This window comes from Robbsia betulipollinis, assembly GCF_026624755.1.
Lineage (GTDB): Bacteria > Pseudomonadota > Gammaproteobacteria > Burkholderiales > Burkholderiaceae > Robbsia > Robbsia betulipollinis.
In genome coordinates this window covers 1,765,478-1,786,360 of the sequence record NZ_JAPMXC010000001.1, presented here as the reverse complement: position 1 = coordinate 1,786,360, position 20,883 = coordinate 1,765,478, and the positions used below count along the sequence as shown (strand labels likewise).

Genomic DNA, 20,883 nt, shown 5'->3' with positions numbered 1-20,883 from the left:
GCAATCGCCATGCCCAATGCCTGGCCGCCCCTGCGCCTGTCCTCGCCTATGCCCTTGCCTGTGCCCGCTTTTCAGACATGAAACCATTGCGCGATCAACGCCGCACCGAGAAAGGTACCGGCGTTGGCGACGAAGGACACCAGCACGATACGCCAGCCCAGACGGCGAAACGCCGGGACGTCCTTGGCGATCGACAGGCCCGCGAAGGTCAGCATCGGCGTGACGATCGACAGGAAATCGTTCCTCGCGCCCCATGCGCCGATCTGCGCGGCCCAGGGCGACCAGGGCGAGGTCAGCAGCATCGCGACGATCGACACCCAGCACACGGCCGGAATCCGGCGCCCCGTGAGCTGACAGATCGCGTCGCCGACGATGACCGCGCCGAGCATGACGAGCATCCCCGGCAGACCCTCGCCCGGATGGGTGCCGTGCGTGATCCGGTCGCAGACCAGCGCGAACGCGGCGGTGAGCAACCAGGCGCCGAGCTTGCCCGCGAAGCCCAGGACCGGCGCCGCCGTGACCACCTCGCCCAGCGCCGGGGCCGGGCGCGGCGTCGCGGACGCGCGGCTGGTGCGGCCGATCACGGGCTCCAGCACCCGGTAGCCCCGCACTGCGAGCGGCAGCGAGATGAACAGCGTGAAATAGGTGCCGATGGTGGTGGTGATCAGATTGCTGGCCGCGGCGAAGGTCAGCACCGATTTCGCCAGTTCGGGCGTCTGCTGCGCGGCGATCGCGCCGGAGGCGGCCGCCATCATGCTGCCCGAGCCCACGCCCGCGCCCATCGCCAGCGCCAGCGGATCGAACACGTGCAGACTGGCGACGAAGCCCGCGAAGAGCGCGATGAAAACCGCGCCGAACACGGTGCCGGTCAGGTATTCGGCCAGCACGCCGCGGCCTTCGGCGGAGTCCATCCCGTATTTCTCGCCGATGATCGCGAGGCTCGGCTCCCGTCCGACCGAAAAGGTCGCGCCGATCGCCTCGCGCTTGATGCCGAGCAGCAGCGCGAGCGGCAGCGCCAGCAGGATCGTGCCGACGAAATGCCCGAGTTCCTGGAAGGCCAGCGCCCAGCCCGCCTTCGCCAGCTGCGGCAGCGCGCCGCCGACCATCAGGCCGAGCTTGGCGACGAACAGCAGCAATGCCGGCTGCAGGACCGCGGCGGCCAGGAACTGGGTCTTCTCGTCGAGCCGCGCGCGGTTGTGCCAGCGGCCGCTCGCCAGCCCGAGCACGCCACCCAGCAGCAAGGCCCAGACCATCGGCAACAGGACGACCTTCCCCGGGCCCACCTTGAAGGCCAGCGCGCCGATGGATTGTGCGATGACCAGGATGAGGGCGGCATAGAAACACAGCTTGGCGATGCTCGGGCCGTCGGCCTCGCTCGCGGGGAGGGTGCGTGCTGCGTCGGTCACGTGTGCCATGGTGGTCCCTGTGGTGGTCTTTTCATAGATAGCCGAACGTGGTGGCCGGATGCGCAGCGGTTTCCACCCACACGCTCTTGGTCTGCGTACATTCGTAGAGTGCCTCGACGCCGCTCGAACGTCCATAACCGCTCAGCCCGTAGCCACCGAACGGCGAGCCGGCGTTGATCGTCTTGTCGCCGTTGATCCAGAACGTGCCGGCCCGCACCTGCGCGGCCACACGGTGCGCGCGCGCGACCTGCTCGGTCCAGACGGCGCCGGCCAGGCCCGGTGCGCGATCGCGGCCTGACCGATGGTATGGCCATAACCCGCGAAGACGTTGATCAGGCCGCGCGGCACGCCGGCCTTTTCGGCGAGCCGTGCCAGCACCAGCGACGTGCACGGCGTCATCTCGGACGGCTTGAGCAGCACCGCGTTGCCCATCGCGATCGCCGGCGCGACCTGCCAGCCGCAGGTGAACACCGGCGCGTTCCACGGCGCGATCTGCAGCACGGTGCCGGCCGGCTCGCGCCGCGTGTAATTGAGGTGCGACGAAGGCACGGGAATCACGTCGCCGTAGAACTTGTCGGCCCAGCCGCCGTCGTACTCGAACATCTCGGCGACCTTCGCCACTTCGCCGCGGCAATCGCGGATCGGCTTGCCGGAGCCGATCGCTTCCAGCCGGGCGAGCGGCTCGACATGCAGGCGCAGTTCGCGCGCGACATCGAACATGACGCGGCCGCGGCCGGCATGGGTGAGCGCCCATCATCACGATGCCGCTGCGGCATCCGGTGCTGGAAACCGCCGAGGCGCATCCGATCACCCGCGCGGGCCGGCGCCTGTCGAGCGCGGCCGCGCGGATGCTGCAGTTGATGACGGCGCAGTTGCGTTCGTTGCGGTAGCGGGCAGGGGAGACGCCGTCGCCACGCAAGTGGTCCGATGCCCACGGTTATAATTTCAGTTCCGATTCAGCGTTTCCAACCAGCGGTCGACCCATGGCCTATACCCTCGTGCTGTTCGTCGGACTCGTGGCCGGCGTGTTGAGCGGCATCATCGGGACAGGTTCTTCGATGCTGCTGATGCCGATACTGGTGGTGTTTTTCGGCCCGCAGCAGGCCGTCCCGATCATGGCGATCGCGGCGATCTTCGGCAATCTGGGCAAGGTGCTCGCGTGGTGGCGAGTGATCGATTGGCGGGCCTGCGCCGCGTATTGCGCGACGGCGGTGCCCGGCGCGGCACTGGGCGTGCGCACCCTGCTCGCGCTGCCCCCGCACGCGGTGGAATGCGCGCTGGGACTGTTTTTCGTGACGATGGTGCCGGCACGGCGCTGGCTGGCGCGGCGCGATTACCGGCTGTCGTTGCGCCATCTGGCGCTGATCGGCGGCATCGTCGGTTTCCTGACCGGCATCGTGGTGTCGACGGGCCCGATCACCGTTCCGGTCTTCATGGCGTACGGGCTGGTCAAGGGCGCATTCCTGGCCACCGAAGCGACCGGATCGCTCGCGGTGTATGGCGCCAAAGTCACGGTCTTCGCCCATTTCGGCGCCCTGCCCGCGCATGTGGTGTTGAGCGGCCTGCTGATCGGCGCGTCCCTGATGGCCGGTTCGTTCGCGGCGCGGTACATCGTCATGCGCATGCACCCAAGCACATTCAAATTGATCGTGGACGGGCTGATGCTGTCCTCCGGCCTTTCGCTGCTCTGGGCGGCGGTGCGTTAGCTTCTCCGCGCCGGAAACCCGCGCACGCGCGAACCCGCGCCTTCACGTTTCGATCAGCCCGCTGGCGCGCTGCACCTGCCGCTCGATCGCTGCTTCGAATACCTGATGATCCGTGCCGGCGCTGGCCAGCGTGAACCAGTGTCGCGCGCGGGTAATGCCCGTGTACACGAGCTCGCGCGTCAGGATCGGATTGAGCCGCTCGGGCAGGACCAGCGCCGCGTGCGCAAATTCGGAGCCCTGCGACTTGTGGACCGTCATCGCATAGACCGTCTCGACCGCCTGCAGGCGGCTGGGCAATACCCATTTGATCCCCTGCCGACCATCGCTCGTCAGGAAGGCGACGCGCAGGATCCAGCGCGGCGACGCCTCGCCCGGCGCCTGGTGCGGCAGCGCGAGCGTGATGCCGATATCGCCGTTCATCAACCCGAGCCCGTAATCGTTGCGGGTCACGAGGACCGGCCGCCCCAGATACCAGCCCTCGTGCGACGAAATCAGCTGGTCGGCGAACAGGAGAGCGGCGATGCGCCGGTTCAGCCCGTCGACGCCATGTTCGCCGCGCCGCAGCGCGCACAGCACCTGGAACCGACCATGCGCGGCCAGAACGTTGCGCGCCCAGTCGTCGAATGCCTGCTGGCGTTCGGCGGCGGTGCGTGGAACGCCGCCCTCGCCATCGGTCAATGGAGGCCGGGTCTTGCGCAGAATGTCAAGATAGTGCCGGTAGCCGACGGGCGGCGGTAGTCGCATGTCGGCGCCATTGCCCGTGCCATCCGTGCCATCCGTGCCGCCCATCCGACGGTCGCGTCCGGCGTTCGGAAACTGCGTGGGTGCGCCATCGACGACGAGCGCCCTCAGCGCGGCGGTATGGGACGATGCGGCGGTTTTGTCCGGCGCGGCGGTGTCGCGCACCGGCAGGCTGATCCGCGCGAGGTCCGGATAGCCATGCGACCAGACCGCCCGCGTCTCCCGGACCGCCCCCGCGTTCACCGCTTCCGCGAGCCGGCCGATGCCGCTGTGCGCGGTGAAGCGGTAACTCTCGCGCAGCATGGCGACGGCCTGATCGAGCGGCGTGCCGGCCGGCGACAACAAAGCGGGATCGACGGTTTCGCCGCTCGCCGCTTCGAGCCAGTCGCGCTGCGCGGGAAGATAGCGCCCCTCGCGCGCGTGGCGGCACAGCTCGCCCAGCACCGCACCCGCCTCGACCGACGCCAACTGGTCCTTGTCGCCGAGCAGGACCAGCCGCGCGTGCCGCGGCAGCGCGGCGAGTACCGCGGACATCATCTCCAGATCGATCATCGACGCTTCGTCGATCACCAGCACGTCGAGCGACAGCGGATGGCGCGCATCGTGGCGGAAATGGCGCGTGTCGGGGCGGCTGCCCAGGAGCCGATGCAGCGTGGTGACCTCGGTCGGAATGGCCGCGCGCAGCGCCTCGGCGTCGGCGAAGTGGTCGAGCGGCAGGCGCTGCACGGCCTGCGCGATCGATTCGTTCAGGCGGGCCGCCGCCTTGCCGGTGGGCGCGGCCAGCCGGATGCGCAACGCCCGTGCGGCACCGCCGCCATGCAGCGCCATGCTTTGCAGCAGTGCGAGCAGCGTGACGACCGTGGTGGTCTTGCCGGTGCCGGGGCCGCCGGTGATGATGCTGAAGCGCTGGCCCGCGGCCATCGCACAGGCCAGTTTCTGCCAGTCCGCCGGACGATGCGATGCGGCGGTGGGACACGGGGCACCCGGCACGACGGCGCCCGACAGGAACAGCGCGTCGAGCGCCGCCCGCAGTCGGGGCAGCGGCAAGGCGGCCCGCTCCTCGACACCCAGCGTGAGCCGATACCCGATCGCCGCGCGGACCTGCCGTTCGTATTGCCAGTAACGGCGCAGATAAAGCCGGGCACCTACGCGCACGAGCGGTGTGGCGCAGGCTACGCCTTGCAGCGCCCCGGCCCCCGGTGCTGCGGCCCCCGGTGCTGCGGCCCCCGGTGCTACGGCCCCCGGTGCTACGGCATCCGCGTCGCCAACCAGCAACGGATGCACCAGCGCGGCACGCCACCGCGCGAGGTCGAGACCGGCGAGAAAGGCGCCGGGCAGCACAGGCCGGTCGTCGGGCGCGTCGCCCTCGGGCGGCAGCGACAACGCGAAGCTGGCGTCGGCCAGCGTCGCCTGCAGGTCGAGACACACATGCCCGCGGCCCAGTTGGTGGCTCGCCAGCGCCGCGGCCAGGATCAGCAGCGGCGCGGCGTCGGGCGCTTCCCGCGCGAGGAAATCGGCGAACACGCGATCCAGTTCGCGCAACCAGCCGCGCCGTGCCCAGTCGTCGAGCAGCGCCAGCAGCGCCGGCAAGCCGGCCGTCGCGTAATGCAGGGCGCCGGCGACCGGCGCGGGAGCGGAGACCGCCGGCGCGTCGTCGTCCCACAGACCAAAGGAAAGCTGTTCGCTCATGCGTCGTCCTCCGTGCCCGCGTCGTGCGCAGACGCCGAAAACAACCGGTCGAGCGCATCGATCAGCGCCCGCGGCGGCCGGTCGCAAAACAGACCCTGCGTGTCCGCCCCGCTGCCCCGCAGGAACAGATAGACCGCGCCGCCGACGTGCCGGTCGTAGTCATAGTCGGCCAGCCGCGAGCGCAGCAGACGGTGCAGCGCGAACAGATACAGCACGTATTGCAGGTCGTAGCGCTTTTCCAGGATCGCGCCGCGCATCGCGCCGAGGGTGTAGTGCGCGTCGGTCGGCCCGAGCCAGTTCGATTTGTAGTCGGCGACGTAGTAGCGGCCCTCGTGTTCGAACACGAGGTCGATGAAGCCCTTGAGCATGCCGTTCAACTGGTTCGGCAACAAGGCGGGCCGGGGAGCGCCGTCCAGCGTGGCGCTGCTCACCAGCCGGTCGAGCCGCAGGGTATCGACCGCGTGCACGCCGAACCAGAATTCCATCTCGACCTGGTAGGCGCCGGAACCGGTGCTGCCGCCCTGCCCCGCTCCCTGTCCTGCTCCCTGTCCTGCTCCCTGCCCCGCTCCCTGTCCTGCTTCCTGTCCTGCTCCCAGATCCGCCAGCCGCACGGCGCTGTCCGGACCCAGACGCAGGGGCGCGCCGAGCAGGGAGGCCAGCCAGGCCTGCAGCGGTTCGATCCAGCGGGTCCAGCCGCGCAGACTGCAACGCCGGGCGATCAGATCGTCGAGGTTCCGCGGGTCCGCGTGCACTGCCGCGAATCCGGTCTGTGCCGCCCATTCGAGCAGGCCGTGCAGGAAGCTGCCGGGATTCGGCCCGCGCGGAAACGCATGCAGGCCCTCGGCGCGGGCGGCGGGCGGCGGTATGTCCATTTGCGGGATGTCCGGGTCCGCGCCTTCGGCGAAAATCTCCTGCGCGGCGGTGGCGGCGCCGGCTCGGGCCGGCCCGGCGTCCGCGACGGCGACCGGAACGCCCGCGTCCCGCCCCGCGAATGATGCATCGCGCGTCTCGATCGCGCCGATCTGCAACGACGAATAGCTGGCGATCCACCATGGCTCGCGTGGCGGCAGGTGCAGGGGCCGTTCGCGGGCGAGCGGCGTGGCGGTGTGCAGCGGCCGATAGCGGCGCGCCTCGGGCCGGGGCGCGGGCACGATGTCGATCGCGACGCGGCCCTCACCGCCGTTGCCCTCGCCGCCGTTGCCCTCGCCGCCGTTGCCCTCGCCGCCGTTGCCCTCGCCGCCGTTGCCCTCGCCGCCGTTGCCACCGCCGTCCCTGAAGGCCTGCAACACGGCCGCCAGCGTGCCGGGCGCGATCGGTTCGCCGCCGCCCAACAGGTAACCGAGTGCGCCGCGCTCCAGTTCCGCGAGCGGCGCGACGCCGATCCAGGTCGCGAAACGCGCACGCGTCAGCGCCACGTAGAGCTTGCGCAGATCCTCGCCCAGACGCTCGCGATCCGCTGCGGCAAGCGACGCGGCGTCCGCGCTCAACGCGACATGCAGCCGATGCGCGTCGTCGTGCCATTTGAGCGGCAGGTCCTCGGCCTTGACCGCGCGAAAACCGCACGCGAACGGCAGGAACACCAGCGGATATTCCAGCCCCTTCGATTTGTGGACGGTCACCACCTTGACCAGCGCCGCGTCGCTTTCGAGCCGCAGCTTGCGCGCGTCGTCCTCGTCGCCGGCGGCGTCGCGCTGCTCGGCCAGATAGCGGATCAGCGCGTGCTCGCCGTCGAGCACGGCGCTCGCCTGCTGCAACAATTCGGCAAGATGCAGCAGGTCCGTCAGGTCGCGTTCGTTGCCCGCCGCCAGCAGGCGGCGCGGCACCGCGAAATCGTTGAGCAGCCGGCGCAGCATCGGCAGCACGCCCTGGCGGCGCCAGCACGTGCGGTAGTCGCGAAACTGCACGACCCGGTTTTCCCAGGCGATCTCATCGTTGTTCAGGTGATCCAGTTCGGCCCAGCTCATGCCCAGCGTCGCGGTGCCGAGCGCCGCGCGCAGCAGCCGGTCATCGTCGGGCTCGGCGCAGGCGGCCAGCCAGCGCTGCAGTTCGCCCGCGCTGGCGCTGTCGAACACGGACTCCTTGTCGGACAGGTAGACGCTGCGCACGCCGGCGCGGGCCAGCGCCTGGCGCACCGCCTGCGCTTCCTTGCCGGTGTTCACCAGCACGGCGATGTCGCCGGGCCGCACGGGTACCAGCGCATCGTCATCCCCATCGGCGTCGGCGACGAACCCGGCCCGCCCCTGCTGTCCGAGTTGCAGCAAGCGGACGATCTCGCCGGCGCAGACGTGCGCGAAATGCTGGACGTAATGGCCTCGCCCCGTGGACTTGCCGCCCCCGTCGCCCCCCTCGCCCGCATCGTGGAACCACACCGTCAACGCCGCGCCGTCGGCGGCGTCGACGCGCCAGCGCACCGCGCGGCCCTCGGCGGCGACCGGCAGGAAGGGCAACGGGTTCTCGTGCGGGCGCCGGAACAGGAACGCGCCGCTGCCGGTCTCGCGCCGTTCCGCCTGCATGAAGCAATGGTTGGTGGCCGCGACCAGCGCCCGCGTCGAGCGGAAGTTGCGCCCCAGCGTGTAGTGCCGCCCGGCGGTGTCGCGGCGCGCGCTCAGATAGGTGTGGATATCGGCGCCGCGAAACGCGTAGATCGCCTGTTTCGGGTCGCCGATCAGGATCAGCGCGAGATCGGCGGGCGTGTGCGCGACGCGATAGATGGCGTCGAAGATCCGGTATTGCAGCGGGTCCGTGTCCTGGAATTCGTCGATCAGCGCGACCGGGAATTGCTGTCGCACCAGTTCCGCGAGGCGTGCGCCGTTCGGCCCCTGCAGCGCGCCATCGAGGCGCGTGAGCAGATCGTCGAAGCCCATCTGCGCACGGCGCTCCTGTTCCGCGGCGAAGCGTTCCGCGACCCACGACGCCGCATGACACAGCACGTCGCGCCGCGCGTCGGGCAGGGCCGCCAGTTGCGCGGGCAAGGCGGCGATCGCATCCAGTGCAGGATGCGCGGGGGCGGTCATGCCCGCCTTGACGATCGCCGCCAGTCCGTCGGGCGTCAGACGCGCCCAGGCGATGTCGGTCAGATCCGGCGTGGTTTGCGCCATCGTGTCGCGCCACGTTTGCAGCGACGCAAGCCAGCCTTCGTAGTATCGGCGCTGCATTTTCTTGGCGTCGACCTGTTTCGCGGCGACGGCCGCGTCGAGCAGCGCGCGCAGTTCGTCGACCCAGACCGTCCATGGCGCCTTGAGCGCAGCCAGCGCGTTGGCGGTCGCGTCGCGGGCCTGCCGCAAGGCTTGCGCGGGCGCCATGCCCACGCCCAGCAGCGCGCCATGCCCCAGCAGATTGCGCAGTTGCCGGCGCAGCAGATCGGGCGTCTCCCACCATTGCAGCACGGCGGCGACGTCCTGCGCATCGAGCGGATACAGGAAGGTGCGCCAGTAGTCGCGCACGACTTCGTCGAGCATCTCGCTCTGGTCGGTTTCCAGCGTCTGCGTGAACAGGCTGTCGCTGTCGAACGCGTGTTCGCGCAGCATCCGGTGGCACCAGCCGTGAATCGTCGATACCGCCGCCTCGTCCATCCATTCCGCGGCGAGTTGAAGCTTGCGCGCGCAGCCCTGCCAGGTCTCGGGCGGATGGTCGTCGCGCAGGGCTTCCAGCAACGCGTCGCCGGCGACCGCGGGCGCGTCGCCGCGGTCACGGTCGATGCCGTGCGCCGGGCCGGCGTCGGGCAGGGAATCGAAATCGAAATCGGCGTCGAGCTCCGAATCCGAGTCCAGCCACGCATCCAGATCGAACGCCTCGCCCTGGCTGCCGTCGCCATTTCCGTCGTTCTTCGGTGCGGCGCCCGCCAGAAAATATGCCGCGGCCTGCGCGAGGCGAGCGCGGATGCGGTCGCGCAGCTCCTTGGTGGCGGCGTCCGTGAACGTGACGACGAGAATCTCCGGCGGCGTCAACGCGCGCGCAAACGCCGCGTCGCCGCCATGGCCCAGGACCAGCCGCAGATACAGCGCCGCGATCGTGAAGGTCTTGCCGGTGCCGGCGCTGGCTTCGATCAGACGGCTGCCGTGCAGCGGGAAGCGCAAGGGATCGAGCGCCAAGGGCGGGGCGTCGTTTTCCGCGAGCGCGGAACGGGTGGGTGCGGCGGTCCGGGGAGGGTTCATGCGTCGGTGTCCGTGCGCGGCGCCGTCGACGCGTGCTGGCGGGCGGCGGCGCGGGCCCCGACATGGTCGAACACCGGCCGCAGCAACGCCTCGGCCAGCGTGGCGAACTCGCCGTCGGACCAGAGCGCGTCGAAACTCGGATAGGCCCGCAACAGGTAAGGATTGCTGTCGCGTTCGCCGAAGCGGCCGTAGTCGGGATCGTTCATTTCGTAACAGTCGCGGGCCGCCTCGCGCGCGGCGCCATGGACGGCGGTGCCGTCGATATCGGCCGCGGCACCCGCCACATGGGCCGTGCCGCCTTTTTCGAGCCAGGCGAAGCCGGTCCTGAGCGCCAGCGGCAGGGGTCGGGTCATGCCCGCGCGCCATGCCGCGAGCAGCGCGTCCCAGTATGACCGGACCTGCTGCTGCGTCAAGCGCGGCAGCGTGACGGTGCCGGCCTTGCTGACGATGACGGTGGTCAGGGCCTCGCCGCACAGGTGCCCCGCGACATGCGTGATCCAGAACGGAATCAGCCTGTCGCGGCGGTACGCACCCTTGCGCACGAGCCCGCTGCTTTCGAGCAGGACGCGCCCGCGTTCGCCCGCCGCGTTCCGGCGCCAGCCGCCGAGCCAGTCCGACAAATGCAGCGGCGTGATGCCCCCTGTTCCGGCGCCGTCGCCGGTACCCGGCGCGGCCTCCGGCGTCACGCCCGGTTCGACATATTCGACCGGCTCGTCGGGCGCGAGGTCCGGCCAGTTCGCGAGCGCGTCGCGGTATTCGTTGAACAGCTTGTCCATCGGCTCCACGAGCCTGGCCCCCACGGCCCCCGCGAAATGCGCGGCCGGCAATTCGCCGCGCCGGCCGATGCGTTCGAGTTGCGCGGCCAGCGCCGCCCCGCGGGACGCGTCGTCCTCCACCGCAGACAATTGCGCCTGGATCAATTCGTCCTGGAGTTGCCAGTTCTCCAGCGCGTCGAGCGCGAACGGTTCCTGATCCTCGCTGACCGGATCGACCGTCTCGAACGCGACGTTCAGACGCAGGCGAAAGAATGCGCGCACCGGATCCTTGACGAAATCGGCGAGCTGCCGCAGCGTGACCGTCCCGTTCCAGTCGAATGCCGGCAGGGGTCCGACATGGCGTTCCCGGGCGGCCCCGTCCCGCGCATCCTGCTCGTTCGCTGCGCCGCCGTCGGCTTCCTGCGCGGCGAGCCCGTCGCGCCATTCGCGTGCGAAGCTGAACAGGCGCGGGTCCGCGGCATCGCTGAAATAGTCGCGATTGAATGGTTGCAGCCGGTGCGTCAGCGTCAGCGCGTCGAGCAGCCCCGTGGCCGCTTCGGGCGCACGCGGCGCTTCCCCGCCGGACGATGCTTCGCCGCCACCCTCACTGCCGTCATCCTCCCCGCCGCCATCCTCCCCGCCGTCATCCCCACTGCCGCGCGCCAGCCGCCAGCCCGCGGCGAGGTGATCGCGCAATTGCGCGACCAGCACCGAGGGCGGCCGCTCGGTGTTGTCATGGATGCTGTTGCCCACCCAGCTGATATGCAGGTGATCGCGTGCCGAGAGCAGCGCCTCGAGGAACAGATAGCGGTCGTCCTCGCGCCGCGACCGGTCGCCGGGGCGATAGTCGCGGCTCATCAGGTCGAAGTCCATCGCGACGCGCGAGCGCGGATAGTCGCCGTCGTTCATGCCGAGCAGGCACAGATGCCGGAACGGGATCGCGCGCATCGGCATCAAGGTCGCGAACGTCACCGCCCCCGCGAAAAACGGCTGGCTCAAGCCGGTTTCGTCGATCTGTTGCAGCCAGTGCTCACGCACCACCGACAACGGCAACGTCTCCGCCAGCCCCCCGGCGACGCAGGCGTCCAGCCAGTCCTGCAGCGCGCCATCCAGCCGCAGCAGCGTGAACCCGTCGTCGCCGTCGTCGGCAAGAAAAAACGCGTCGAGCAGCCCGTGCAGGCGCGCATACCACTCGGCGGGCGTCGCCGGCGTGCGCAGTTGCCGCCACTGCGCATCGAGCGTATCGAGCAAGTGGACCAGCGGCCCGAGCAACACGGCGTCCAGGCCGCCGATCTCGTCGAGCGGTTCGATCGCGCGCCACGCGTCGCCCGCGCCCACCGCATAACCGAGCAGCATCCGCCGCACGCCGAAGAACCAGCTGTTCTGTTCGAGCGCATCGGGCAGGTCGAGACTGTGCCGCTGTTCGGCGTGCAGGCCCCAACGGATGTTCGCGGCGGAGATCCAGCGGTGCAGCAACGGCAAGTCCGCCTCCTCGATGCCGAAGCGCCGGCGCAGCGCGGGCACCTCGAGCAGATCGAGCACGTCGCTGACCGCCAGGCGCGACTGCGGCAGGCCGAGCAGCTTTTCCAGCGCGCCCACCAGCGGATCGTGATGCCGTTGCCCCTGGTCGGCGATGCGAAACGGCAGCGTGCGGCGGTCCCGCGTGTCGAACAGACCGAACACCGCCTGGATATGCGGCGCGTACGCATTGATGTCGGGCACCATCACGATGACGTCGCGCGGCCGCAGGGTCGGATCCGCGCCGAACGCGGCCAGCAGCTGGTCGTGCAGTACCTCGACCTCGCGCTGCGGGCTGTGCGCAACGTGGAAACGGATCGAGTGGTCGACCGCCGGGTCCACCGCCGGCCACAATGCTCGCGTCTCGCCCAGCGGCCGCAACGCGAGGATGTCGTCCTGCAACTGCTGCAACAGCGTGGCGTCGCCATTCGATTCGAACAAATCGATGCGCTGGCTGATCTCGATGAAGCGCTGTTCATAACGCTCGCGCTCGTCGTGCGCATCGAGCAGGCCGATATAGTCGCGCCCCTGCTTGCCCCAGGCCGCCAGCAGCGGGTGGGCGTACAGATGCAGCTGCGTCTCGTCGATCTGCTCGGGCATGCCCTGCTTGCGCGACTGGCGCAGGCGCGCGCCGCGCAGCAGGTCCTTGTCGGCGATGATGTTCGCCCAGTAGTGCTCGCAGGGGTTGTGCACGCACATCAGCACCTGCATCCAGTTCGCGAGCCCGGACAGCACCTCGAGCGCCTGCTGCGGCAGCGACGAAATGCCGAAGACCAGCAGGCGGCGCGGCAGCCCGGGCGGGCGCGCCGCGTGTGCGCGCCCGCCCGCCACGTCGAGAAAGCGCTGGTGCACCTCGGCGCGGCTGGTGCCCGCCTGTTCGGCACCCACGTCCTCGCGCAACGCGCGCCATAGCCGCGGCTGCCAGAGCAGGGTGTCGGGTATCGGCTGCCGCCCCTGGCGGCTGGTGACGATATCGTCTTCGCCGCGCGCCCAGCCGGCGAGCCAGTCGGCGCGATATACCTGGTACTGGTCGAACAGATCGGCGAGGCGTTCGGCCAGCTGGTAGCGGCGTCGGCAATCGGTGTCGCGCTGCAGGAAGCGCCGCAACGGCGCGAACACCGGCTCCCCGGACAGCGACGGCAGCAGCCGCATCAATCGCCAGATCAGCAGCGATTTGTCGAACGCCGAGGTGAGGGGCACCGCGGCCTCGCCAAGCACCGCGCGATACGCCTGCCAGATGAAGCGCTGCGGCAACTGGGCGTCGAGCGCGGCCGCGATGCCGCAGCCGCCGGCATCGGCATCGCGCGCGAGCGCCAGCTTCAGCCATTGCGCGATGCCATTGCTCTGCACCAGCACCACCTCGTTCTCGAGCGGCGCAAGCGGATAGCGGTGCATCCAGCTCACGAGCAGCGCCCGCAGCGCGTCGGGCTGATTGCCGTGCACCACCATGAAGCCGGGGCTCAGGTCGTTCGTCGATGGGTTGGGATCGCGCCGCGCGTCGTTGCTCATGGATTCCTTCTCGTTCCCCTTGTTCCGCTTGCCGGACATGGTAAACCACGCGGGGTGCAACACGCGGGGTGCAACACGCGGGGTGCATGGCGCCCTGCCCGGGCAGCAACATCGCGGCCGCCAGCCGGATCAGCCTTCGCCACGTCCCCGGATAAGGCATCGCTGCCCGCGCAGGCCAGCGCGCGATGCGATCATCGGCTCACTCCCCGGCCGCACCCGGATGCGCGCCGTGCCAGCGGACGCTGTCCGCCCGTCGATCAAGGAGGTGACGTCTTGCCCACACAATTCTATGTCGCCCCGCCGCCCCGGATCGTGCCGCCCGACGTGCGGCCGCGCCCCCCCTCGCCGCGATCGCCCTCGCCGCCTTCGCCACCGCCGCGCTCGCCATCGCCACTACCACCGCCCCCTTCGCCGCCACCGGCACCACCGCCATCGCCAGCGCCATCGACCGCGCCGCCACGCCCCGCGCACAGCATCGCCTCGCTCAAGCAGGCGATCGACAATCTGATCCGCGCGCTTCCCGAAACCCTCGACCTGCCTTCCTGCGACGGGGGCCCACCTGTCACCTTGCGCTTCGACGCCCAGCGCCACATCGACAAGCTCGAGCATGCGACCCGCAAATTGTATGGCCGTACCCGGACCAGTCGCTTCTGGCGCCAGCGCCGCGACACGACCGCGTTACACGGCAACTGCCGCCGCCTGCATACCCTCCTGCGGAATTACCGCGACGCAACGGCCGACCTCTGCACGCAACTCGCCCTCGCGAAACAGGCCATGGAGACGGACGACCCGAAACGGCTGCTGGTCCATTACCACGCGATCATCAGCCACTGCATCACCTGCACCGAACGGCTCAACGCATGCCGCGGGGAAATCCCGAAAAAACAGCGGCGTTCGTGCATGCGCCTCATTTTGCGCGTGTCGCTCTTCGTCGCGGGCACGGCCCTGGCCGGCGTCCTCGCGCCGTTCACGGCGCTCGTCCCGCTGCTCGGCTTGCTCCTGTCGTTCTGGGAGTACTGGCGCGAGCGCAACAGCTCCGCGTGGAATTCGCTCGATGCGGCGGTCAGGGCCTTCGCCGACGAGGTCGTCACGATGGAACGCATCGTCCAGGCTCGCAGCGCCGAGATCGCGGAGACGCACCGGTATGAATTGTCCCGTCGTTTCCAGGCGCTCGAGCGGCGCGAAAGCCGGCACGAGCTCCGGATCGGAGAGATCGCGATAGCCGAACTTCAGAATATGGCGTTGATCGACAGTCTGGAGCAATCGGTGCGGCAAATCCGCGACGTCATCGTGGATTGGCAGAACGACGCGGACGGACCGGCGAAGTGTCACGCCCTGAATGGGGTGCACGCGGCGCTGCTGCCCCTGCGCCGCCTGCGCGGCGCCCCCTTGGCCCGACCGGACGGCCCGCGCCCGATTTCCGAACACGGCATGGCGCCGGAGAACGAGCGATGATCGATTCCACTACCCGCGCGTTCGTCTGCATCCGCAGCCTCGCGATGCGCCAGGACCTCGACGACTACGCGCAGCGTCAGGCGCAACGGGAGCGTGCGCTCGACGCGCTCGTCCACCAGCAGCAAAAGGTAGCGGCCCGGCTGCACCACCTCTCCCGGGACGTCCATCAATTGGGCGACGCCATGATGCGGGTGGAAGACCGGCGACGCGCGAGACGGCTGCTGCGTGGCGCCGCGCCCGACGCCCCCGCCGGTCAGGGAGAGTCCGGCGGCGCCGCTCCCTGAAGCGCTCCGATGCGCGTATTGTCTCGGAAAGGCTTTCGTGATTAAATTTTTCCGATCGTATCGCCCACGTAGCATCGCGCATCGCCGCGCCGACCCCCGGATCATCATGCTGACCCAGACCATTCTCGAACAGCTCAAGGCGCGCGCCTATGAGAAAAACGCCACGGCCACGGGCGATGCACTGGCCGACCTCGTCAACTGGATCGCGCTACACGCGCCGCGGCTGGACGGGCGGGACATGTCAGTGATGTTGTCCGCCGCGCTGGCGTTGTACAAGATCGAAATCGAAAAAAACTGGGAGGTGTCGGCGCCGGACCTATCGGCGGACCCGGCCGACGCCGTCCCGCCGCATCACCCGTCGCCGGATCAGCCACCGCCGCAGGATGCACCGGACCGCGCCGCGACGGATGCCAGACATACCGCCGCGGCGGCCGCGATCGCCTCGCTGGTCGCGCTGCGGCGTCCCGTCACGGCGCACGCCCCGCCCGATGGCGCGTCCGCCCCGCCCGCCGGACGCCGCTGGACCGATACCGGGCACTGGGCGCTTACGCTGCGCTGAATCGCGCGCGGCGCAGCGGGCATGGGGCATGCGTGAGTGCCGGACACTTCTCAACGCACGGGACGCCGATCATGCTGAAACACCTGAGCACCCTCACGCTCGACATCGCCTACGAAGAGAGCGGCGCCGATGATGGCTGGCCGGTCGTCCTGCTGCATGGCTTTCCCTACGACATCCATGCGTATGACGATGTCGCCCCGCGCCTCGTCGCGCGAGGCGCGCGCGTGATCGTTCCGTACCTGCGCGGGTACGGGCCGACGCGCTTTCGCTCGGCGGGCACGCCGCGCTCCGGCCAGCAGGCGGCGCTGGGGGCCGACCTGCTCGCCCTGCTCGACGCCCTGCGCATCGAGAAAGCGCTGCTCGGCGGCTACGACTGGGGCGGCCGCGCCGCCTGCATCGTGGCCGCCCTCCATCCCGCGCGCGTACAGGGTCTGGTGTCGGTCAACGGCTACAACATCCAGGACATCGCGCATGCCAATGCCCCGCAGGAGCCGAGCGAGGAATACCGTCTCTGGTACCAATATTATTTCCACGGCGAACGCGGGCGCCAGGGACTGACGGCGCATCGCGCGGCGTTCTGCCGCCTGCTGTGGCAACTCTGGTCGCCCACCTGGCGATTCGACGATGCGACCTATGCGCGCACCGCGCAGGCGTTCGAGAATCCCGATTTCGTCGACGTCGTCATCCATTCCTACCGACACCGTTTCGGACTCGTGGCGGGCGACCCCGCGTTGGAGGACATCGAGCGCCAGCTCGCCGCGCAACCGCCGATCACGGTCCCGTGCGTGACGCTCGACGGTGGCGCCGACGGCGTGCAGGGGCCGGAAAGCAGCGCCCGGGATGCCCCTCATTTCACCGGCAGGCATGAACACCGCGTGATCGACGGCGTGGGCCACAACCTGCCGCAGCAGGCGCCCCGGGCATTCGCCGACGCCGTCCTGACGGTTCGGGACTGGACGGCGCCGGGGCTATAATCGAAGGCATCGGTCACCGCATCGCCTGTCACCCTAAAGGAACTGTCCGCCATGTATATCGCCATGAACCGCTTCAAGGTCGCGCCCGGCTCCGAGACGGCTTTCGAGGAACTCTGGGCCAGCCGCGACAGCCATCTGAAAGAGGTACCCGGCTTCGTGGAATTCCATCTGCTGCGCGGCCCGCGTCGCGACGACCACGCGCTGTACTCGAGCCATACGGTCTGGGAGGACCACGCCGCGTTCGAGGGCTGGACGAAGTCGGATGCGTTTCGCGCGTCGCACCGCAATGCCGGCAACGGCGGAGCGGCCCGTCCGCTGTACCTCGGTCACCCGGAATTCGAAGGCTTCGAGGTGATCCAGACGGTCAAGTAGACGTCGGCGTGCCGGCGCGAGGATCGATTAAATTGATGCCGAGCTAAAAAATTTATCGTTTTCGTCCGTATTTTTGAGCGCTTAGACTGCCGCACGAAGTACCCGACGAAAAGGATCGCATGCCGCGCCCCTCCAACACCGCGGCTCCCGACGCTGGGGCCATCCCCGCGGCCATCCCTGCGGCCTTCCCCTCGGTCGAGCCGATGGGAGACCGCTGCCTGCTGGTGCGCCTGGGCACGCGAATCGATTCCGACGTGACGCAGCGCGTGCACGCCCTCACCGCGCGCCTGTTCGCGGCGCGGCTGCTGGGCGTGATCGACATCGTGCCCGCCTTCACGACGGTGGCGCTGCATTACCGCCCCGCATGCCTGCCCCGCGCGCAGGGTTCCCCCTATGCGCAGTTGCGCCAGGCCATCGCGCCGTTGTTGCACGCCGCGCCATCGGCCGATGCGGCACCCGCCCGGCTGATCGAGATTCCCGTGTGCTACGGCGGCGAGTACGGCCCCGATCTCGACGATGTCGCGCGCCGCTGCGCGCTCTCGCCCGAGGAGGTCGTGCGTCTGCATGGCGCGATGGAAGTCTCCGTGCATACCTTCTACTTCTCTCCCGGCAATCCCTTTGCCGGACCGCTGGACCCGCGTTTGTCGGTGCCGCGCCGAACGACGCCCCGCACGCGCGTCGAGGCGGGATCCGTCGCGATCGCCAACGGGCTGACGTCGATCTACCAGGTCGCCTCGCCGGGCGGCTGGAACATCATCGGCCGCACGCCGTGGAGTCTGTTCGATCTGGCATGGACGCCTCCCACGCGCCTGCGTCTGGGCGATCGCCTGCATTTCTCGCCGATCTCGCCCGAAGTCTTCGCCGAACTCGACGAGCGCCGCGCGCGATGAGCTCGCCACCGGACAACCACGCCGTTTCCTTTCCTATCCGAGGCAAGATGCGATGAAATCGATCGACCTGAACTGCGACATGGGCGAAAGCTTTGGCCCCTGGGTCATGGGCGACGACCAGACGCTCCTGCGCTTCGTCAGTTCCGCCAATCTCGCCTGCGGTTTTCACGCGGGCGACCCGATGACGATGCGCGCCACGGTGCGCGACGCGCTGGCCCTGGGCGTGGCGATCGGCGCGCATCCCGGCCTGCCCGATCTGCAGGGGTTCGGCAGGCGGGCGATGACGATGACGCCGGACGAGGTCTACGCGCTGATGGTGTACCAGATCGGCGCGCTGTCGGGTTTCGCCCAGGCGAGCGGCAGCCGTCTGCGCCATGTCAAGACGCACGGCGCGCTGTACCAAATGATCGTGCGGGAGGCGGCGCTGGCGCAGGCGATCGCCGCGGCGGTGCGCGACGTCGATCCCTCGCTGCTGCTGATCGTGTCGACGCCGAACCTCGCGCAGGCCGCCGCGGACGCAGGCCTGCGGGTGGTGCACGAAGTGTACGCGGACCGCACCTACCAGCCCGACGGCACGCTGACGCCCCGCTCGCAGCCCAACGCGATGATCGTCGACGTGGAGCGCTCGATCGACCAGGTACGGCACATGGTGCACGAAGGCAGCGTGATCGCGCTGGATGGCACGCGCGTGCCGGTGCGTGCCGATTCGGTCTGCATCCATGGCGATCAACCCGGCGCCGCGTCGTTCGCGCAACGCGTGCGCGCCGGCCTGGAAGCCGACGGCATCACGATTTGCGCCCCATGACGGCCGGCGGCGACGCGCCGTCGGGCGCCATGCACGTCGAGAAACCGGGCATGCTGTCGACGCTGCAGGACAGGGGACGCTACGGTCACCAGCGCCTGGGGGTGCCGGTCAACGGCGCGATGGACGAGTGGTCGCATCGGATCGCCAACCTGCTCGTGGGCAACGACCCGGACGCGGCGACGCTGGAAAGCACGCTGATCGGGCCCAAGGTCCGGTTCGATCGCGACGTGCTGCTCGCGTTGACGGGCGCCGACATGCAGGCCTGCATCGATGACGTCCCGGTCCCCCGGCAACGCGCGCTGCTCGTGCGCCGCGGGGCAACGCTGCGTATGGGCGCCTGCCTCAAGGGCGCGCGGGCGTATCTCGCGGTGCGTGGCGGCTTTGCGGGCGATCGGGTGCTCGACAGCCGCAGCACGTTCCTGCGCGGCGGTTTCGGCGGCGTCGCGGGCCGTGCGCTACAGGCCGGCGACCGCGTCGCGCTCGGCGCGGCGGACAGCGGCTACCCGATACTGCACGCCGCGCTGCTGCGCGGTGCGGCACCGTTCGTCGCCGGTCCGGCACTGTACGTCGCCCCGCACCCGGCGCTGTTGAGCGCGCTGCGTTTCACACGCGGCCCGCAGTGGTCGCACTTCACCCCCGCCGCGCAGGCCCACTTCACGCGAGACTCGTACCGCATCCATGCCCGCTCGGACCGAATGGGCTATCGGTTCGAAGGGCCGGAACTGCATCTGCGCGCCGCGCTGGAGATGATCTCGGAACCGGTGGATTTCGGTACCGTGCAGATTCCCCCCGATGGCCAGCCCATCGTGCTGATGGCCGACCGGCAGGGTGCCGGCGGCTATCCCAAGATTGCCCATGTCATCAGTTCCGACCTGCCGGCGCTCGCGCAAGCGGTGCCCGGAACCCGCGTGGGGTTTGACGAGGTGAGCCACGCCGAGGCCGAGCGCGTCCATCTGGAACAGGAGGATGCGCTGGCGGCCCTGCGCGCGGCCGTGCGCATGACGCTGCACGCGTTGCCGGCCGCGACGACGCCGGCGGCACCCGCCACGGGCTAGCCCATCGCGCAGGCGCCGCCGGGCGGGCGCGCGGCCTGCGCCGCGAGGGCCGCGAGGGCCGCGAATCGCCGCGTCACCGGCTGCCTGTCCTGGCGGGGCTGAACCAGGCCGATTTCCCGATGAAACCCGTCCTCGCCCAGATCGAGCGCCCGGACGCCCGCCGGCCAGGCGTCGAGCGTGGCGGCGCGCGGCACCAGCGCGACGCCGACGCCCCGCGCCACCAGCCGCGCGATGGCCGGCAGTTCGTCGAGTTCCACCACGTCGTGCACCGCCAGGCGCGCGCGGCGCAGGAAACGGTCGACCAGACGTCCCCCGAAAGAACCGCGGTCGTACCGCACGAATGGCGCGCTGACGAGGGTGTCCCGCCAGGGCGCGGCGGCAAGCGCATCGGGCACCAGCAGCATGAACGGTTCGTCGACCAGCGACGTCCATTCGAGTTCGGCGGGCAGCGCGAACGGGGGACGGATGATCACCGCCGCGTCGAGTTCGCCGGCATCCACCTGCGCGAGCAAGTGCAGCGACAAGCCGGGGACGACCCGGATTCGCCAACCCGGATGCGCCTGCCGGAAATCCGTGATCGTATCGACCAGGAACGACCACTGCGCCGAGGCGATCGCGCCGATGCGCAGCATGCCATGGTCCTCGGGTGTGGTGCCGTGACGCCCCAGACGCGCGTACAACGTCATCATCTCCCCGGCGAGCGCGAGCGTCTCGCGCCCGGCCTGACTGAGCACCGCGGAGCGTCCGGTGCGATCGAACAAGGCGATGCCGAGCTCGGACTCGAGGCGCTGCATCTGCGCGCTGACGGCGGATTGCGTGAGACCTATGCGCGCCGCGGCGCGGGAGAAGGTGCCATGCTGCGCGACGGCGATGAAGGTGCGGAGTTCACGAAGCATGGAATTCATCAAAAATAGTGTTTTGAAGAACAAAAATATATCGCTATTCACCATTTTTTGTCATGCATAAACTGCGTTGAATGCATGGCGTCCCGACGCCCGGCGTGCGCCGGCC

General features: G+C 69.6%; 16 protein-coding genes and 1 pseudogene. 10 read left to right on the top strand and 7 right to left on the bottom strand.

From position 1 onward, the window contains the following. Positions 1–71: 71 nt before the first annotated feature. On the bottom strand, positions 72–1,415 hold the full coding sequence (locus OVY01_RS07705) for a DUF3100 domain-containing protein (protein ID WP_267846853.1): 1,344 nt from the start codon (positions 1,413–1,415) through the stop codon (positions 72–74). Between the two features lie 22 nt (positions 1,416–1,437). After that, positions 1,438–2,159 (bottom strand): annotated as a pseudogene (locus OVY01_RS07700) (aldehyde dehydrogenase family protein); the annotation flags it as partial. 8 nt (positions 2,160–2,167) lie between these two features. Here OVY01_RS07700 and OVY01_RS07695 point away from each other — a divergent pair. Beyond that, positions 2,168–2,296, top strand: coding sequence for a hypothetical protein (locus OVY01_RS07695; RefSeq protein ID WP_267846852.1), 129 nt, complete (start codon positions 2,168–2,170; stop codon positions 2,294–2,296). A 93-nt stretch (positions 2,297–2,389) separates the two neighbouring features. After that, positions 2,390–3,112, top strand: a complete 723-nt coding sequence (locus OVY01_RS07690; protein ID WP_267846850.1) for a sulfite exporter TauE/SafE family protein — start codon at positions 2,390–2,392, stop codon at positions 3,110–3,112. A gap of 42 nt (positions 3,113–3,154) precedes the next feature. Here the strand turns inward: OVY01_RS07690 and recD are convergent, their stop codons facing one another. From recD to OVY01_RS07670, 4 genes are all read right to left on the bottom strand, one after another. Further along, positions 3,155–5,542 carry an exodeoxyribonuclease V subunit alpha gene (gene recD / locus OVY01_RS07685; RefSeq protein WP_267846849.1) on the bottom strand — a complete coding sequence of 796 codons (2,388 nt, stop codon included), beginning with the start codon at positions 5,540–5,542 and terminating at the stop codon, positions 3,155–3,157. Beyond that, entirely contained in the window at positions 5,539–9,696 is a 4,158-nt protein-coding gene (recB, locus tag OVY01_RS07680) for an exodeoxyribonuclease V subunit beta (RefSeq protein WP_267846847.1), read from the bottom strand. Before recB ends, recD begins: the two co-directional genes overlap by 4 nt. Next, a complete protein-coding gene (gene recC / locus OVY01_RS07675) occupies positions 9,693–13,478 on the bottom strand; it encodes an exodeoxyribonuclease V subunit gamma (RefSeq protein ID WP_267846845.1) in 3,786 nt (1,261 codons plus the stop codon). The genes recB and recC overlap by 4 nt, the downstream gene beginning before the upstream one ends. A 287-nt stretch (positions 13,479–13,765) precedes the next feature. Then, entirely contained in the window at positions 13,766–13,981 is a 216-nt protein-coding gene (locus tag OVY01_RS07670) for a hypothetical protein (RefSeq protein ID WP_267846843.1), read from the bottom strand. 64 nt (positions 13,982–14,045) lie between these two features. On the opposite strand from OVY01_RS07670, the gene OVY01_RS07665 reads away from it, so the two are divergent. The 8 genes from OVY01_RS07665 to OVY01_RS07630 all read left to right on the top strand — a co-directional run bounded on the left by OVY01_RS07665 (position 14,046) and on the right by OVY01_RS07630 (position 19,872). Further along, positions 14,046–14,933, top strand: coding sequence for a hypothetical protein (locus OVY01_RS07665; protein WP_267846841.1), 888 nt, complete (start codon positions 14,046–14,048; stop codon positions 14,931–14,933). After that, entirely contained in the window at positions 14,930–15,217 is a 288-nt protein-coding gene (locus tag OVY01_RS07660; RefSeq protein WP_267846839.1) for a hypothetical protein, read from the top strand. The genes OVY01_RS07665 and OVY01_RS07660 overlap by 4 nt, the downstream gene beginning before the upstream one ends. A gap of 106 nt (positions 15,218–15,323) precedes the next feature. Continuing rightward, positions 15,324–15,776 carry a hypothetical protein gene (locus OVY01_RS07655; RefSeq protein ID WP_267846837.1) on the top strand — a complete coding sequence of 151 codons (453 nt, stop codon included), beginning with the start codon at positions 15,324–15,326 and terminating at the stop codon, positions 15,774–15,776. 71 nt (positions 15,777–15,847) lie between these two features. Further along, positions 15,848–16,750, top strand: coding sequence for an alpha/beta fold hydrolase (locus tag OVY01_RS07650; RefSeq protein ID WP_267846835.1), 903 nt, complete (start codon positions 15,848–15,850; stop codon positions 16,748–16,750). A 51-nt stretch (positions 16,751–16,801) separates the two neighbouring features. After that, the gene (gene hmuQ / locus OVY01_RS07645) at positions 16,802–17,122 is read left to right on the top strand and encodes a heme-degrading protein HmuQ (protein WP_267846833.1); all 321 of its coding nucleotides are present in this window, start codon (positions 16,802–16,804) and stop codon (positions 17,120–17,122) included. 119 nt (positions 17,123–17,241) lie between these two features. Continuing rightward, complete coding sequence (gene pxpB, locus OVY01_RS07640) at positions 17,242–18,012, top strand: 5-oxoprolinase subunit PxpB (RefSeq protein ID WP_267846832.1); 771 nt, start codon at positions 17,242–17,244, stop codon at positions 18,010–18,012. 52 nt (positions 18,013–18,064) lie between these two features. Further along, the gene (locus OVY01_RS07635) at positions 18,065–18,817 is read left to right on the top strand and encodes a LamB/YcsF family protein (RefSeq protein WP_267846831.1); all 753 of its coding nucleotides are present in this window, start codon (positions 18,065–18,067) and stop codon (positions 18,815–18,817) included. Beyond that, positions 18,814–19,872 (top strand): 5-oxoprolinase subunit C family protein, encoded by a 1,059-nt coding sequence (locus tag OVY01_RS07630; protein WP_267846828.1) that lies wholly within the window; start codon positions 18,814–18,816, stop codon positions 19,870–19,872. Before OVY01_RS07635 ends, OVY01_RS07630 begins: the two co-directional genes overlap by 4 nt. Here OVY01_RS07630 and OVY01_RS07625 read toward each other — a convergent pair. Next, the gene (locus OVY01_RS07625; RefSeq protein WP_267846827.1) at positions 19,869–20,768 is read right to left on the bottom strand and encodes a LysR family transcriptional regulator; all 900 of its coding nucleotides are present in this window, start codon (positions 20,766–20,768) and stop codon (positions 19,869–19,871) included. The genes OVY01_RS07630 and OVY01_RS07625 overlap by 4 nt on opposite strands. Positions 20,769–20,883: the final 115 nt, after the last annotated feature.